General features: G+C 51.3%; 21 protein-coding genes and 2 tRNA genes. 16 read left to right on the forward strand and 7 right to left on the reverse strand.

From position 1 onward, the window contains the following. Window positions 1-9 precede the first annotated feature (9 nt). From ACZ5TN_RS09170 to mntA, 3 genes are read right to left on the reverse strand one after another with little or no spacing between them, the layout of a single operon-like run. Window positions 10-1,005 carry a sugar phosphate nucleotidyltransferase gene (locus ACZ5TN_RS09170; protein ID WP_464916576.1) on the reverse strand — a complete coding sequence of 332 codons (996 nt, stop codon included), beginning with the start codon at window positions 1,003-1,005 and terminating at the stop codon, window positions 10-12. Beyond that, the gene (hepT, locus tag ACZ5TN_RS09175) at window positions 1,002-1,433 is read right to left on the reverse strand and encodes a type VII toxin-antitoxin system HepT family RNase toxin (RefSeq protein ID WP_011250661.1); all 432 of its coding nucleotides are present in this window, start codon (window positions 1,431-1,433) and stop codon (window positions 1,002-1,004) included. Before hepT ends, ACZ5TN_RS09170 begins: the two co-directional genes overlap by 4 nt. Further along, window positions 1,423-1,830, reverse strand: coding sequence for a type VII toxin-antitoxin system MntA family adenylyltransferase antitoxin (gene mntA / locus ACZ5TN_RS09180; RefSeq protein WP_011250660.1), 408 nt, complete (start codon window positions 1,828-1,830; stop codon window positions 1,423-1,425). Before mntA ends, hepT begins: the two co-directional genes overlap by 11 nt. 83 nt (window positions 1,831-1,913) lie before the next feature. On the opposite strand from mntA, the gene ACZ5TN_RS09185 reads away from it, so the two are divergent. Then, a complete protein-coding gene (locus ACZ5TN_RS09185) occupies window positions 1,914-2,864 on the forward strand; it encodes an NAD-dependent epimerase/dehydratase family protein (protein ID WP_464917600.1) in 951 nt (316 codons plus the stop codon). Window positions 2,865-3,288: 424 nt separating this feature from the next. On the opposite strand, the gene ACZ5TN_RS09190 is transcribed toward ACZ5TN_RS09185, so the two are convergent. Beyond that, window positions 3,289-3,366 (reverse strand) — tRNA-Arg (locus ACZ5TN_RS09190). A gap of 92 nt (window positions 3,367-3,458) precedes the next feature. Between ACZ5TN_RS09190 and ACZ5TN_RS09195 the strand changes: the two genes are divergently transcribed. The 14 genes from ACZ5TN_RS09195 to ACZ5TN_RS09260 all read left to right on the forward strand — a co-directional run bounded on the left by ACZ5TN_RS09195 (window position 3,459) and on the right by ACZ5TN_RS09260 (window position 11,445). Continuing rightward, a tRNA-Gln gene (locus ACZ5TN_RS09195) sits at window positions 3,459-3,534 on the forward strand. Window positions 3,535-3,933: 399 nt separating this feature from the next. Beyond that, window positions 3,934-4,155 carry a hypothetical protein gene (locus tag ACZ5TN_RS09200; protein WP_011250658.1) on the forward strand — a complete coding sequence of 74 codons (222 nt, stop codon included), beginning with the start codon at window positions 3,934-3,936 and terminating at the stop codon, window positions 4,153-4,155. Between the two features lie 6 nt (window positions 4,156-4,161). Further along, on the forward strand, window positions 4,162-4,653 hold the full coding sequence (locus ACZ5TN_RS09205) for a DUF7344 domain-containing protein (RefSeq protein ID WP_464916577.1): 492 nt from the start codon (window positions 4,162-4,164) through the stop codon (window positions 4,651-4,653). Between the two features lie 186 nt (window positions 4,654-4,839). After that, entirely contained in the window at window positions 4,840-5,436 is a 597-nt protein-coding gene (locus tag ACZ5TN_RS09210) for a DUF1102 domain-containing protein (RefSeq protein WP_011250656.1), read from the forward strand. 14 nt (window positions 5,437-5,450) lie between these two features. Further along, complete coding sequence (locus ACZ5TN_RS09215) at window positions 5,451-5,990, forward strand: DUF1102 domain-containing protein (protein WP_464916578.1); 540 nt, start codon at window positions 5,451-5,453, stop codon at window positions 5,988-5,990. Between the two features lie 52 nt (window positions 5,991-6,042). Continuing rightward, window positions 6,043-7,110, forward strand: coding sequence for a signal peptidase I (locus ACZ5TN_RS09220; protein WP_464916579.1), 1,068 nt, complete (start codon window positions 6,043-6,045; stop codon window positions 7,108-7,110). Beyond that, window positions 7,107-8,054 (forward strand): hypothetical protein, encoded by a 948-nt coding sequence (locus ACZ5TN_RS09225; RefSeq protein WP_464916580.1) that lies wholly within the window; start codon window positions 7,107-7,109, stop codon window positions 8,052-8,054. The genes ACZ5TN_RS09220 and ACZ5TN_RS09225 overlap by 4 nt, the downstream gene beginning before the upstream one ends. A 19-nt stretch (window positions 8,055-8,073) precedes the next feature. After that, window positions 8,074-9,036 carry a DUF5305 family protein gene (locus ACZ5TN_RS09230; RefSeq protein WP_464916581.1) on the forward strand — a complete coding sequence of 321 codons (963 nt, stop codon included), beginning with the start codon at window positions 8,074-8,076 and terminating at the stop codon, window positions 9,034-9,036. A 57-nt stretch (window positions 9,037-9,093) separates the two neighbouring features. Next, window positions 9,094-9,630: an inorganic diphosphatase gene (locus ACZ5TN_RS09235; RefSeq protein WP_464916582.1), complete on the forward strand. Its 537-nt coding sequence runs from the start codon at window positions 9,094-9,096 to the stop codon at window positions 9,628-9,630. A 36-nt stretch (window positions 9,631-9,666) separates the two neighbouring features. Then, window positions 9,667-10,239, forward strand: coding sequence for a DNA-directed RNA polymerase (locus tag ACZ5TN_RS09240; protein ID WP_464916583.1), 573 nt, complete (start codon window positions 9,667-9,669; stop codon window positions 10,237-10,239). Between the two features lie 2 nt (window positions 10,240-10,241). Continuing rightward, window positions 10,242-10,445 carry a transcription elongation factor subunit Spt4 gene (spt4, locus tag ACZ5TN_RS09245; protein WP_011250649.1) on the forward strand — a complete coding sequence of 68 codons (204 nt, stop codon included), beginning with the start codon at window positions 10,242-10,244 and terminating at the stop codon, window positions 10,443-10,445. Window positions 10,446-10,447: 2 nt separating this feature from the next. After that, window positions 10,448-10,975, forward strand: coding sequence for a GTP-dependent dephospho-CoA kinase (locus ACZ5TN_RS09250; RefSeq protein WP_048053746.1), 528 nt, complete (start codon window positions 10,448-10,450; stop codon window positions 10,973-10,975). After that, a complete protein-coding gene (locus ACZ5TN_RS09255) occupies window positions 10,965-11,261 on the forward strand; it encodes a 30S ribosomal protein S24e (RefSeq protein ID WP_464916584.1) in 297 nt (98 codons plus the stop codon). The genes ACZ5TN_RS09250 and ACZ5TN_RS09255 overlap by 11 nt, the downstream gene beginning before the upstream one ends. Window positions 11,262-11,271: 10 nt before the next feature. Continuing rightward, window positions 11,272-11,445 (forward strand): 30S ribosomal protein S27ae, encoded by a 174-nt coding sequence (locus ACZ5TN_RS09260; protein WP_054840496.1) that lies wholly within the window; start codon window positions 11,272-11,274, stop codon window positions 11,443-11,445. 134 nt (window positions 11,446-11,579) lie between these two features. Here the strand turns inward: ACZ5TN_RS09260 and ACZ5TN_RS09265 are convergent, their stop codons facing one another. From ACZ5TN_RS09265 to ACZ5TN_RS09275, 3 genes are all read right to left on the reverse strand, one after another. Continuing rightward, a complete protein-coding gene (locus tag ACZ5TN_RS09265) occupies window positions 11,580-11,771 on the reverse strand; it encodes a ferredoxin (RefSeq protein ID WP_011250645.1) in 192 nt (63 codons plus the stop codon). Window positions 11,772-11,913: 142 nt separating this feature from the next. Next, window positions 11,914-12,447, reverse strand: a complete 534-nt coding sequence (locus ACZ5TN_RS09270) for a metal-sulfur cluster assembly factor (protein WP_464917601.1) — start codon at window positions 12,445-12,447, stop codon at window positions 11,914-11,916. Window positions 12,448-12,509: 62 nt separating this feature from the next. Continuing rightward, a complete protein-coding gene (locus ACZ5TN_RS09275; protein ID WP_011250643.1) occupies window positions 12,510-13,250 on the reverse strand; it encodes an ATPase in 741 nt (246 codons plus the stop codon). Window positions 13,251-13,358: 108 nt separating this feature from the next. On the opposite strand from ACZ5TN_RS09275, the gene bpsA reads away from it, so the two are divergent. Then, the gene (gene bpsA, locus ACZ5TN_RS09280; protein ID WP_011250642.1) at window positions 13,359-14,414 is read left to right on the forward strand and encodes a N(4)-bis(aminopropyl)spermidine synthase; all 1,056 of its coding nucleotides are present in this window, start codon (window positions 13,359-13,361) and stop codon (window positions 14,412-14,414) included. Window positions 14,415-14,416: the final 2 nt, after the last annotated feature.

Raw genomic sequence — 14,416 nt, forward strand, 5'->3', positions numbered from 1 at the left:
ATTAAAAACCTAATCCCCCCTCTGTATCTTCGCATGTCCTCCGACCAAGCTCTTCTTAAGCTCGAGGTTCCTTATCTCGCACTTTTCGTCTATTATTGAGCGCCATATCGTCGCGTTCTTGAGTATAGTGCCCCTAAAAACTATTGAATCGCTTACGTCCGAGTTCTCTATGACGCAGTCCTCCCCAATGTACGCGTAGGGCCCGATTATGGAACGGCCCAGTATCTTCGTCCCCCTCTTTATGACCACAGGTGGGATTATCTTAGAGTAGGGGCTTATCTGGATCTCCTCGATGTGGCTCTCTTTGAGTAGAGTCTTGAGGGCTTCAAGATAACTGTCTGCTGAACCAATGTCGTACCAAAACTCTGAGAAGCGGTAGGCCCTTATCTCGATTCCCTTCTTCAGGAGCCAGCTGAGGAAGTAGCCCGGTGCGTCTCTGTGGCCGTTTGCAAGGTATTCATCAATGAGAGCCATAACATCCCTGGGGAGGGCGTAGACGCCGGTGCTTATCAAAGTTGACTTCGGCACGGCCGGCTTCTCCTCGAAGTCAACAACCCTGTCCCCCTCTAGGAGCACAACGCCGTACCTCTTGGCGAGCTCTGGGTTACCAACGTCATAGACCGCTATGAGAGGCTTTCCGTCGTATCTCTTCAGGAAGTCCTGGAGCGAGAAGGAGAAGAGGTTGTCCCCAGCGATGATCAAATAATCGTCAAGGCCTATTTCTTCGATTATCTTCTTCAGCGCGCCTATCGTTCCGAGCTTCTCTTCCTCGTGGAGTGTGTCCTCAACTATGAGTTTGACACCCCATTTTTCGGCAAAGGGCCTGAATCTGCTCTCGAAGAACCTGTTGGTGGAGATATACGTTTCAAGGCCGGTTTCTGCGACCTTCTCCAATATGTGGTCAAGTATCGTCCTGTCCCCCACCGGCAGCAGGGCCTTGGGGACATCTTTTGTGATTGGCCAGAGCCTGGTGGCGTAGCCACCGGCCATTATGACGGCTTTCATTTGTTATCCCCTCCGAGGATTTTACGGATGTGCTCTAAGAACTTCTCTATATCAGTTATGTTTTCGGTTATGATTCTGTATATCATCCTGTCATCAATGTCCCAGTATATATGCACAAGTCTGTTTCTAAAACGAGCCATTAAGATAAGGCGGCGTGCCAGTTCATTGCTTATAACATTGTTTTCCTGGAGAACCTTAAACGCGTCCGAGTAGTCTTTCGGTAGTCTCAGTTTGTTTTTTGATATCAGGTGATACGCAATGTCTATGCATGCCTCAATTGCAACCAGAAGATTGTACTTTGCGCTAGATATGTAATGCTTGTTCCTTAGAAACTCTTCTTCATCAAGCTCTGCAAGTTCGTGGATGTTGAAAAGGGCATTCTTGGCTTCTCCCATCAGCCTCGTTACTCTGTCCCTATCATATTCCAAGGGCCTCCCTCCCGTAGAGTTCGAGGTAGTAGGAGTAATCGTGGTACTCTGCCATGGTCTCTTCCTCGAACCTGCACCTTGCTTTTTCATCCTTCGAGAACAGTAGTTCTCCGCCTATGACCTTAAACCTGAAAGTAATAGGGGCCTCGTTCAGAACCCGGACGTCAACGGGAAACCCCGTTAGTTCAGTAAGTTCATCCTCCAGCGTCATTTCATAGAATATATCTAGCTTCTCCTTCACGTAAACGGCTACATCAATGTCTCTGAACGGCCTATCTTCGATGAAAGAACCATGGAGATAAGCAAATATAACTTCCTCTCTTCTCATGAGGGCTTCTTGAATTTTCACTTTTATTTTCTCCCTTCCCTGTGGGGGAATGTCATAGATTTTCATCATGGTTTAACTTAAAAGTTAGAGTAAAAAAGCTTTTCCCAAAGTTTAATAACGTGACCTCGATAACTACATGGGTGATGGTGCACATGAAAGTCCTAGTTACGGGCGGTGCTGGCTTTATCGGTTCCCACCTCGTTGACGGGCTGATGGGGAGAGGCTATGAGGTCAGAGTTCTGGACAACCTGAGCGCCGGGAGCTTGGACAACGTAAAGCACTGGCTCGATAACGAGCGCTTCGAGTTCATAAAAGGTGACATGGTTGACCTCGAGATTGTAAAAAAGGCCATTGAAGACGTTGAGGTTGTCTTCCACCTCGCGGCCAACCCAGAGGTTAGAATAAGCGCCCAGAGCCCGGAGAAGCTCTACGAAAGCAACGTCACGATAACCTACAACCTCTTGGAGGCTATGAGGAATTCCGACGTTGAATACCTCGTCTTCACGAGCTCCTCGACGGTCTACGGCGATGCCGAGGTCATACCAACTCCAGAGAGCTATGGTCCTCTTAAGCCGATAAGCGTCTACGGTGGTGCAAAGCTCGCCGCTGAGGCTATAATAAGTGGCTACGCCCACATATTCGGCTTTAAGGCCTTGAGCTTCCGCCTGGCGAACATCATCGGCAAGCGGTCGAACCATGGAGTCATATACGACTTCATCAACAAACTGCGGAAGAACCCGAAAGAGCTCGAAATCCTTGGAGACGGCACCCAGAGGAAGAGCTACCTTCACGTGAGCGACACCGTTGAGGGAATGCTCCACATCTTCGAACACTTCAAGAAAAGCGGCGAGACATACGACGTCTATAACCTTGGCAACGACGACTGGATAACCGTGAAGGAGATAGCCGAAATAGTTAGCGAGGAGATGGGACTGAGCCCGGAGTTCCGCTTTACCGGGGGAGTTGACGGCGGAAGGGGCTGGAAGGGCGACGTTAAGCTCATGCTCCTCGACATAGGCAAGGCCAAGTCCACCGGCTGGAAGCCGAAGATGAACAGCTACGAGGCCGTCAGAAGAACGGTTAGGGAGCTTCTTGAGGGGTGATTCGGCTCTATCTTTAATTTTTATACTGCTTTCTTTTTAGCGCTCTTCGAGCGCTATACTGTGGGGAAATCCTGTAAATCTAGCAACTAGATAAGCAAACCCTCTCAAAAGCCAGCTCATTAAAAACGCATACTACTCTTCAGCCATCCGTTAAGGACGCTTGAACGCTAGTGAAAGCGGCGCTGAAGCTTTTGGAAAAAAGCTTCACCAAAAGCTTGAATGTCTTCGTGATATTGGCTGAGGATTGGGATTCTCATGACAAATTTGCAGATGAATAGGGGTTTTCTTATTTTTAACGCCTTTCGGGCGTTATACTGCGAGCAAACCCCTTGAGGATTTCCAATTTATGGTGAGAATCACTGAAAAGCTGGGCACTCAAAAGGACATTCGATTTTTGATGAAACTTTGCCCAGCAAAGTTTCTATGGCGGGCCGGCCGGGATTTGAACCCGGGACCTTCGGCTCCGAAGGCCGACGCCCCGTCCAGACTAGGCCACCGGCCCACATCTGGGAAAATGAAAAGAAACTTAAAAACCTAACCGCCTTTAGAAGGAGTAAAATTTATAAATCCACCATCGGAGCTATCAACGGGTACAGCCCCGTGGTGTAGCGGCCAAGCATGCGGGACTCTGGATCCCGCGACCGGGGTTCGAATCCCCGCGGGGCTACCATTCAACTGGGCTCCAGATGAACTTCGAACCCCGTGTTTTACTCTCCTTTGTAATCCCCCTTCTGGAAAATAACTATACTATGTCCCTGCAGTTGGAAATCCCCTGAAGTTTTTGTTGTTTTCTAGTTTAAGTAATGTCCTCTTAGCTCCCAGTGGGAGAAGCTCAGGGGATATTTAACTGCAGAACCCAATGGGCAGGGGTTTATTCTTGCAGCCCAACTGTTGGACTTTTCCCATAATTTGCCATCAAAAAACTGTTTCAGGACTAAAAAGCGCGCAAATCGAACTTTTTAAGAACCCTTTTAAGGAGGTGCGCCTAATAGGTGTTAAGTGGGATTTTAGTAACTTGTTGAGAATGATGTCTCATTTTTAAATCATGTAATTACAAGAAGGTGAGAGAATGAATGGAAATGTAAACCTTGAAGGCGAGATCATTGCCCTGTTGAAGAAAAAGGGCCCCTTAAGCGTTGCTTTTATCACTAGGTTCTTGAACGAGATGGGAGTTGAATGCACCCGTCAGCGAGTTGAGAGGGTCTTGAGGGATCTTGTCTCGAGGGGTGTGGTGGAGGCATTTTACAACAGTGGTTTCTACAACAAGAGAAAGCACTACAGGGTGAGATGATAAGCTATGGCTAGCAATAAAGCTCCTTCCAGGATGATACTCGGCAACAAGAGGCGGATGCTCCTCATAGAGTTCCTCCAGAGGAAAAACGGGAGCGCTGAGCTCAGGGATGTTGTGGAGTACATCGCCGAGAGGGAGGGCAACACCGACAGAAAACACAGGAAGAGCGTCTACGTCAGCCTCATGCAGACGCACCTGCCAAAACTTGAGAGGGAGGGAATTGTGACTTTCAGCAGAGGGAGGATAACCCTCCTCAAGGTTCCTGACAACGTCACCCTCTACATGGAAGTTGTCCAGAAGAACGACATAAGCTGGAGCGTGTTCTATGCTGGCCTCTCAGTTATCTTTGCCCTCATGGCCCTATGGCTCGGCAACGTCCTCCTCCTCTTTGCTGCAGTGACCTATCTGGTAGTATCTGCCATACACCACAAGAGGACGTACCTCATAGCCAGACCAAGGGAGCGAAAAAACCCTGAAAAATCAGAGGATAATGTGTAGGTAATGACTGATTACTAGGTGGTAATCCCCAACTTCATATATATCTGAAGAAACTATGTGATTGTGGAGCGGCCGTAACGGTCGCCCACAAGGGCACTGTGTTGCCCACCGATGTGGTGTCGAAACACCTCTGGTATTTTGGGACCTGCTTCCGTACCACAGTGCCTCCGTATAGGAGGCGAAAAAATGAAAAAGAATCTTGCTTTGGGAATTTTTGGCCTGTTGGTGGCCTTTGGCCTCGTTTTGGGGGCTGGAGCTAACTTCAGGGACTACAACGCGGACAGGAGCGTTCATTGGAACATCGTGACCGATGACAACGAGCTCATCGATCTGACTCCAATTCAGCCCTACGCGTACATTAACGATGGCGGCGTCCTAGTTGTGGACATAAGCCCGAACAACCCGAACTACCCAGGATATGGAATGGGCCTGAGCCCGAACTCAGAGTACAACTTCGATGAAGTGTTTGAAGTCAGCAACGACCTATGGGAAGAGGGAATGCCGATAGTCGTAAGGATAACCAGCGACAACACCATGATCCAGTTCTACGGACATGAGTTTGACGTCCACGACAGCACAACCGGCCAGACAGTTTACGCCAGCGACATGGCGAGGAACGACGTCTGCTTTGTTGTGAACAACGGAGACGCGGTTAAGGTCGGTATGGACTTTACCGTCGCGAACGACGCACCAGGTACAACCAACAACGCAGCGGTACACATTGAAGCCTACAGGCTCGGCACAGAGCCCGCTGAGATAGCTGGAAACTGCGGTCAGCCGTGAAGGAGGAATGAAAGATGAATAAACTATTTGGATTGGCATTGTTAATGGTTGGAATGCTCCTGGCCGTCGGCGCGGGTGCTAACTTTAGGTACTACTCCGCCGACAGGACTGCGAGCTTCGATGTCGTCTCCGACGACAACGAACTTATTGACCTGACCGCACTCCAGCCCTACGTGACCTACGACGCTGGAAAGCTCTACGTCGACATAAGCGAATACAACCCGAACCACCCCGACTGGGGAGGAACAGGCATGAGCCCGAACACCACCTACGTCTTTGAGGAAATGTTCGAGGTAAGCAACGACCTTTGGGAGAACAACCAGACAAACTATCCGATCTGTGTTACCATAAAGAGCAACCACGACAACGTCCTGCTCTTTGCAGGAGACTACGACAGTCCGATAGCAGGGCCGTCAAACAACCTCGAGTTCACGGTCAACTACGGAGACCCCGTGCCAGTTGGTATGATCTTTGACAACACCAACGCAAGCCTCGGCATGGATCAGTTCCAGCTCAGCTTTGAGGCCGCTGCAGGCGAATGCGGAAGCCCGTGATTTCCTTTTGAGGCCTTTGCCTCACTTTGTTAATCTTGAAGAGATGTTAAGGATGAAAAAACTGCTCGAAGGCATTATTACAGCCGTAATTTTTATGATACTCGTAGCCTCAGTGGTGGGGTTCATCCTTGACAGGCCGATTCTAGTATCTTATGCCTATTCTGAGAGCATGACGCCCACGATCAACAAGGGCGACCTCTTCTTCATAAACCCCCTTTCAAGGAATGCTGAGGTTGGGGATATTATAGTCTTCCACAGAAGAGATGGCTGGACAGTCCATAGGGTTTATGCGATTGTTGATGGAAAGTACATAACCAAAGGGGACCACAACGTTGCTACAGACCAGCAGGATGGGGCGTATCCCGAGGTTGAGCATGTTGATATTGCTGGAAAAGTAGTCCAGATTTCAAACCATCCACTGGTGATCAGGGGCGGTGGGGATTTCATAGTGAACCTCAGGAAAAGGCTGACAAACGTCTATGCCATAGTTATAATAGTGATCCTCGGCGGCCTGCTCACGTTCTCTGGAAGCTCAAAGGAGAGAAGCAGAAGAAGGTCAAAACGCCGGAGGTTCATCAGAATCCAGGGAAAAACGCTCTACGGGATCGTCTCAGTCCTCATAATCTCGGGTTTTCTGGCGGTCATCATTGCATCCTGGGGGACGCTGGCGTTTACGTATTCCTCAACCCTGGCCGGAGGACAGAGAGAGGGATGGTATTTGCCCGGGAGCACGTTTGAGAAGAACCTAAGCGTTGAGAACCACGCGGTTTATCCGTTCTACTACTTCTTCAAGGATGACAGTGGTAGGGTCGAGCTGAAAACAACCGGCTTCCGTCTCGGGGGCGGAGAGGCCCAGAACCTCAGCCTCACCGTGACCGTTCCGGTGGACACCCGGATTTACAGGGAAGAAATATCTGTGTGGTCATACCCGGCTCTGTTGCCTTACAGCCTGATAAACTGGGCGTACTCAATCAGCCCGTACTTCCCGCTGGTGCTGTACCTGATCCCACTCTCGGTACTGATGCTTGCATTTTACTGGATCTCCGGGATTTCGGGGGAGATGGTCTCAATAAGAAAGGGGAAGATTTTATCCAAACTAACAGGGGATGGTAGGTTATGAAAGCAATTATAGTTCTTGTTTTCCTGATGGGGGCTTTCCTCATCGTGGGCTCCAGCGGGAATTTCAGGGAGTATTCATCGTCCAGAGCGGCGAGCGTAATGGTCGTTTCCCACGAGGACGAATACGTGGGTTTTAACTGTTCGGACGGCGAGATTGCGTCAGTTACAGTTCTGAATGGGGAAGGAAATGACTTCGACGTAATGACGCTGGAGAACCAGCTCATAACAAACGAATACGTGAGCATTACTCTGGAGCCGGCTTATTCATACGTTCCGGCTGGAGTGTATCTGGACGTTGAGAGCGGTACTGGAACACCGGTTGATATAGCACCCGGGGACTCTCATACATTCGGAGGACACGTTACGGCCAGCTCGGCCACGCCGGGGGAGTACTACGTCTCGGTTACGATCTACGCCACCTGGGACGGAGGGGGCGCGGTGATTGAGAGTTGCCCTGTAAAGATTACCGTTCTCGACGATCCGAGAATAACGAAGACTCTGCTCTCGGGAAACACGAGCGACATACCTTTGAAGACTTACCAGGTGTGGACGTTCCAGATAGAAGTCTCTAACCCAACTGACAACGACCTGAACCTAATGGTCAGGGACACAATACCAGCTGAGTTCAACGTCAGCATCTCGGGAGTCTCGGCAAGCTCGGGAACGTACAGCTTCTGGGCCGCTAACCAGGGAAACGGCAATGGGAACGGAAATTCACAGAACGGGAACTCTCATCCGGCAACCAAGATGAAGTGGGAAGTCTTAGTGCCTGCCGGTGGAAGCGAGCACATCAATGTGACGATATTCACAAGGGTTAACAACGGCAACCAGCAGGAGTTCACCTCATGCGGCACTTACTCACTCAACGACGGGGCAACTATAGACGGCTACCCGGGAAGGAGCAACGGAATAGAGGTTAGCGTCGCCTGTTCAGACGACGATTGAAGATTTGGAGTTGGTTTAGATGAAGGTAAATAAAAAGAAGGCCCTGATTGCGGGCCTTGGAATTTCACTCTCACTGGCGGTTCTTTTTGGTGTTTACTCGGTTATAGCTTACGCCACGCCGGTCTCAACCAGGGATGTTAGTTACACTACCGCCTATTCTGAAGGTGGTTCACTGAGGCACTACGCCCTCTTCTCGAACGAGACCGTTTACCAGAACGGCACCTCGCTGAACTATTATCCATCGGGGATAACCGATGTCATAATGGGAGAATACAGGTACTCAACATCACCTGGGGCTTCAGGCAGTTATAAAATAGAGATGCACTCGAACTACTACGTCTCGGTGAACAGGAAGCCAGTTTACCTGCTCAACAGGACGACTGAGATAGCATCGGGGAACTTTGACGGTTCATTCTCGGTTCCAGTGGAGTTTAACATGACATCGCTTGGAGAAGAGCTCAAAAAGATACGGGAAGGCACTGACCTGTACAGGGCCGAGAACGAAGTTTATCTGACCGTTACCGCCAGCGTAGATGGACGTGAGCCCTTCACACAGAAGATCCAGCTGAAAAAAGACACTTCAGGAATGCTGAGCCTTGACGGAGCGACCAAGGACTACCAGAAAGTTGAGAGGAATGTAAGCATAACTGAAAACAGCGTTGGCTTCGTTGGGACGAGCGTTAAGGACTCCACTGCGAGAAAGGTGTTTCCCGCCATGGCCCTGCTCTTCGCGGTTCCACCGCTCGGTTTTGTCTACTCAAAGAGAGAGAAGAAGCCCAAAGACGAACTTGCTTCACTGAGGAAGTATGTAGTTGAAGGCAAATCCCCTGAAGGAACACGAAAAGTCGAACTCAAAACTCCCGAAGACCTTAAGAGGGTCTTTGAGCTTGTGGACAGGCCGATAGTCCACGACGGCAGTAATGAGGGCGACGTCTATTCGATAGCGGACGGCGACACAGTCTACGAATACCAACAACTTTAAAAGCAGAACCGGAAAGCAAAGCTAGGAGTTCTAAGAAAAGGTTAGAGGTGGTTAGGTATGAACCCGTTCCACGAGCTTGAGCCCGGACCGGAGGTTCCAGAGGTCGTTTACGCCCTTATAGAGATCCCGAAGGGGAGCAGGAACAAGTACGAGCTTGACAAGAAGACAGGCCTTCTGAAGCTCGACAGGGTCCTCTACAGCCCGTTCTTCTACCCGGTTGACTACGGTATCATCCCGCAGACCTGGTACGACGACGGCGACCCCTTCGACATCATGGTCATCATGCGCGAGCCGGTATATCCGCTCACCATCGTCGAGGCGAGGCCGATAGGCATAATGAAGATGGAGGACAGCGGCGACAAGGACTGGAAGGTTCTGGCCGTTCCCGTTGAGGACCCGTACTTCAAGGACTGGAAGGACATAGATGACGTTCCAAAGGCCTTCCTCGACGAGATAGCCCACTTCTTCCAGAGGTACAAGGAGCTCCAGGGCAAGGTAACCAAGGTTGAGGGCTGGGGCAACGCCGAGGAGGCCAAGAAGGAGATACTCAGGGCCATCGAACTTTACAAGGAGAAGTTTGGTAGGAAGGAGTGATTCCTTCTCCTTTTCCCTTCTGAAGGAGGTTGAGTCATGTACAAGCTCCTGAAAGTTAAGGACGTCGTGAGGATTCCACCCAGGATGTTCACGATGGACCCAAAGGAAGCTGCAAAGCTCGTTCTCAGGGAGACCTACGAGGGCATATACGACAGGGACGAGGGCGTTGTACTGGCGATCCTCGACGTTGAGGAAATCAGCGAGGGGGTCATCGTTCCGGGAGACGGAGCAACCTACCACGAGGTAATATTCAACGTTCTCGTCTGGGAGCCGAGGAACCAGGAGGTCGTCGAGGGCGAAGTCGTTGAGATGATGCCCTACGGTGCTTTCATAAGAATCGGCCCGATGGACGGCCTCGTCCACATCAGCCAGCTCATGGACGACTACGTAGTCTTCGACGAGAAGAACAGGCAGTTCATTGGCAAAGAAACCAACAGGGTTCTCAAGCTCGGTGACTACGTGAGGGCCAGGATAATCGGCGTGAGCGTCAAGAGCAGGGTAATCAGGGAGAACAAGATAAACATGACGATGCGCCAGCCCGGCCTTGGAAAGTTCGAGTGGATTGAGAAGGAGAAGAAAAAAGCTAAGGAAGAATCCAAGGGGGAGTGAATATGGCCAAGGAGAGGGCCTGCAGGCACTGCCACTACATAACGACTGAAGACCGCTGTCCCGTCTGCGGCAGCAGGGACCTCAGCGATGACTGGTTCGACCTAGTGATAGTCCTAGATGTCGAGTCAAGGATAGCGAAGAAGCTCAGGGAGAGCATACCAGAGGCCGCCAAGGTTCCCGGCAAGTACGCCATCAGGGTAAGGTGAAAATGTTCTTCAGGCTTACTAGAGAACTGAGGGACGAGCTGAAGAGGCCCCTAGGTGAACTGGTTAGGGGGCCGATTCCTGAACCCTACCTTAAGGTTAGGGGTGAGCTCGAGAAACACCCCGTTGTCACTGTTGGGGATGTCGTCACGGAGAACGTCCTCAAGATCGGCGTCAAGCCAATAATTGCCCTTTACGATCTCAAGACAAAGAGAAAAGAATACTCCCCCGAGATTGAGGACACCGCCGTTTTTCTGACCGTAACAAACCCCCCTGGAACTATAACGAAAGCTTTATTAGACACCGTCAGGAAGGCCTTCGGGCTGGCTGAAAGGGGGAGAAACGTCCACATCCTAGTCAGCGGGGAGGAGGACCTGGCGGCGATCCCGGCCGTCCTGTACGCCCCACTCGGAACGCTCGTCCTGTACGGCCAGCCCGATGAAGGGGTAGTGCTTATAAAGGTAACACCCGAATGCAAGCGCAGGTGTGCCAAGATACTCGCGAGTATGGAGGTGGTTCGTGATGGAGATTAAGGTTACCGAGATAAGGGAGAACAAGCTCCTGGGAAGGAAGGAGATATACTTCGACGTCCTTCATGAGGGCGAGCCTACCCCGAGCAGGGAAGCGGTGAAGGGTAAGCTCGTCGCGATGCTCGACCTCGACCCGAACACTACCGTTATTCAGTACATCAGGAGCTACTTCGGAAGCAACGTCAGCAAGGGCTACGCCAAGGCCTACGAGGCGAGGGAGAGGATGCTCTACATCGAGCCCGAGTACATCCTCGTTAGGGACGGCCTTGTCCAGAAGCAGGAGGAGTGAGGTGGTGTAGATGGCTAAGGGCAAGAAGAGAACCAGCCAGAAGTGGAAGCTCTACGAAGTCAAGGGTGGTAAGGTCGTTAGGAAGAACAAGTTCTGCCCGCGCTGCGGGCCGGGAGTCTTTATGGCCAACCACAAGGACCGCTGGTCCTGTGGAAGATGTGGTTATACCGAGTGGAAGAAGTGAGCTCTCTTTTCTTCTTGATTCTTAACTTATATCAGAGATTCTTTTGATTCAAGATTTCTAAGAAGTCCATCCCTACGAAGCACTTAATCAATGACCCTTATAACAACAAGGAAAGAAGAACAGAAGAAACCAGTTCAGGCCTCTTCGAGGGTTATAGCGCCGACCGGGCAGGCCTCGGCGGCCTCCTGGGCGCAGTCAAGGTCGGTGGTCTCAACTACCGGGTGGGCCTTGCCGTCGTCGCCCATCTCGAAGACGTCCGGGCAGAGGCTAGCACAGATGGCATCTCCAATGCAGGTGTCGACATCAACACTTACCTTCCAAGCCATGGGACATCACCGTGGTTAAATGAACTGGAGGGGATATAAAGTTTTCGTAGGCGGAGAGAACCGCGGAGACTCTCAAATGGGTGTAAAACAGAATAAACGGCCCTAAAAAAGTCTCTCAGTGAACAAAAAAAGACCAGATGGGTCAAAAGAGACCCAGCTTCTTCTTGTACTCGGGGCTTATCCTGTCGGGTGTCCAGGGCGGATCGAAGGTGAGCTCGATTTCAGCGTCCTTAACCCCAGGAATCTCCAGTATCTTGTCCTCAACGGCGCGAAGGAGCCACATTGTAAGTGGACAGCCCGGAGTCGTCATCGTCATTTTGACGTAAACCGTGTTGTCAGGGTTGACCTTAAGGTCATAGATTAGCCCAAGGTTGACGACATCAAGCCCAATTTCGGGGTCGATTACTTCCTTAAGCTTCTCAAGGATCATTTCCTCGGTAAGCTGAACGTTCTCGTCGGCTTCCTTAACTTCCCTCTCGCGGTTTACTGTGATTAATCCGACTCCCTCCAGCTTTCCAATTTCGGAGTGGAGCTTTATCAGGACGTTGTCAATGTCGGGAGTGTCCTTCGCCAGTGTGACTGTAACGTTCCCCTTCTCATCGACATCGATTGAGCGGATGAACTTCTCATCAACTATGGACTTAACGACCTTCTCAACTTCTTCTTTCGTGACCATCAACACCACCTGAAGAGCCTCAGAGAATACACATTTAAACCTTTTGGGACAGGAATGTGTACTCAGCGGGAGAGGATGTCGAGTATCAGTTCCCTGGCCATCCCGGGCCTCAAAGCCCTTGCCCTCGTCTCCCTCAGAACCCTCTGGATGGAAAGCCTCTTGGTTGAAGGAGCTTTTCTAAACAGCTCCCAGAGAAGGGGACAGCCGAATTTGAGATCGTAGTCCCCACCAATTATCTCGATAATTTCAGCCTTGTCCAGCGCCAGAAACGCTGGAAGGTTGAGAATTACAAGGTCCTCTTTTTGGTAGATAGAGATCAAGCCGGAACTGAGCATGTCCCCGGAGGCAACGATTTTTATTCCGGATTTTCTGGCATATCCCTCAACTGCACTCATTACAAGAGCGTGACATCTGCCGCAGATCGGGGCACCTTTTTCAATCTGGGGCCGTATGATATCCAAATATTCCGGAATTTCGATGAAAACAGCCCCATAGTTCCGGGCTTTTTCGAGGGTCTTTTCTCCCATCTGGGGGAGTTTAACCGTTATGGGGATCGCATCAAAACCGGCCCAGCGAAGCACCTTCAGCGTGGCAGTGCTGTCAGATCCTCCTGAGAACGCTACGGCCACTTTTGCTCCCGTCGGAGAGCGGTCGAAGTCCTTCCCGCTCAAGCGGTACTCTATCAGGGCTCTCAAACGAGTATGGGCAATCTCTCCGATGTCTCTTCTAACCCTTTTAAGCGCCTCAAGGTTGTACTCTAGGCGGTACCTTTTCACGAAGTCCTCTCCAACCGGCTTCAGCATGGGGTTAAATTCAGGAATGAGCTTTAAAATCTGCCGGCGGGAAAACCCTTAAAAGGGGCCTCCACAAGGTTCTTTTACGAACCAAGAATCCTTCTGGAGGTGTGAGATATGAGGGAGATAATTGAGAGGGTCAAGGAGAAGACGACCATTCCCGTTTACGAGAGGACGATAGAGAATGTTCTGAGCGCCATTCAGGCCAGCGGTGACGTCTGGAGGATCGTTGACCTCAGCGAGGAGCCGCTTCCGCTCGTCGTTGCTGTCGTTACTGCCCTCTACGAGCTCGGCTACGTGGCCTTTGAGAACAACCAGGTGATCCTCACGAGGAAGGGCAAGGAGCTGGTGGAGAAGTATGGAATCGGCCCCAGGGCTGACTACACCTGCTCCCACTGCCAGGGAAGGACGGTTGAGATAGACGCCTTCTCCGAGCTTCTCGAGCAGTTCAAGGAGATAACCAGGGACAGGCCCGAGCCGGCCCACCAGTTCGACCAGGCCTACGTCACTCCAGAGACCACCGTCGCCAGAGTTGCCCTTATGCACAGCAGGGGCGACCTTGAGAACAAGGAGGTCTTTGTCCTCGGGGACGATGACCTCACGAGCGTCGCTTTGATGCTCAGCGGTCTCCCGAAGAGGATAGCCGTCCTCGACATAGACGAGAGGCTCACGAAGTTCATCGAGAAGGCCGCCGACGAGATAGGCTACGAGAACATCGAGATATTCACCTTCGACCTCAGGAAGCCGCTCCCCGACTACGCGCTCCACAAGTTCGACACCTTTATCACGGACCCGCCCGAGACGGTTGAAGCCATCAGGGCTTTCGTGGGAAGAGGCATAGCGACCCTCAAGGGGCCAGGTTGCGCCGGCTACTTTGGAATAACTAGAAGAGAGAGCTCCCTCGACAAGTGGAGGGAGATACAGAGGGTTCTCCTCAACGAGTTCGGCGTCGTCATTACCGACATCATCAGGAACTTCAATGAGTACGTCAACTGGGGCTACGTCGAGGAGACGAGGGCTTGGAGGCTCCTTCCGATAAAGGTAAAGCCGAGCTACAACTGGTACAAGAGCTACATGTTCAGGATCCAGACCCTTGAGGGCTCGAAGGGCTTCGAGGACGAGATAACCGTCGGTCAGGAGCTCTACGACGACGAGGAGAGCTCGACTACCTGAGC

The sequence above is a fragment of the Thermococcus sp. JCM 11816 genome (genome assembly GCF_055396515.1).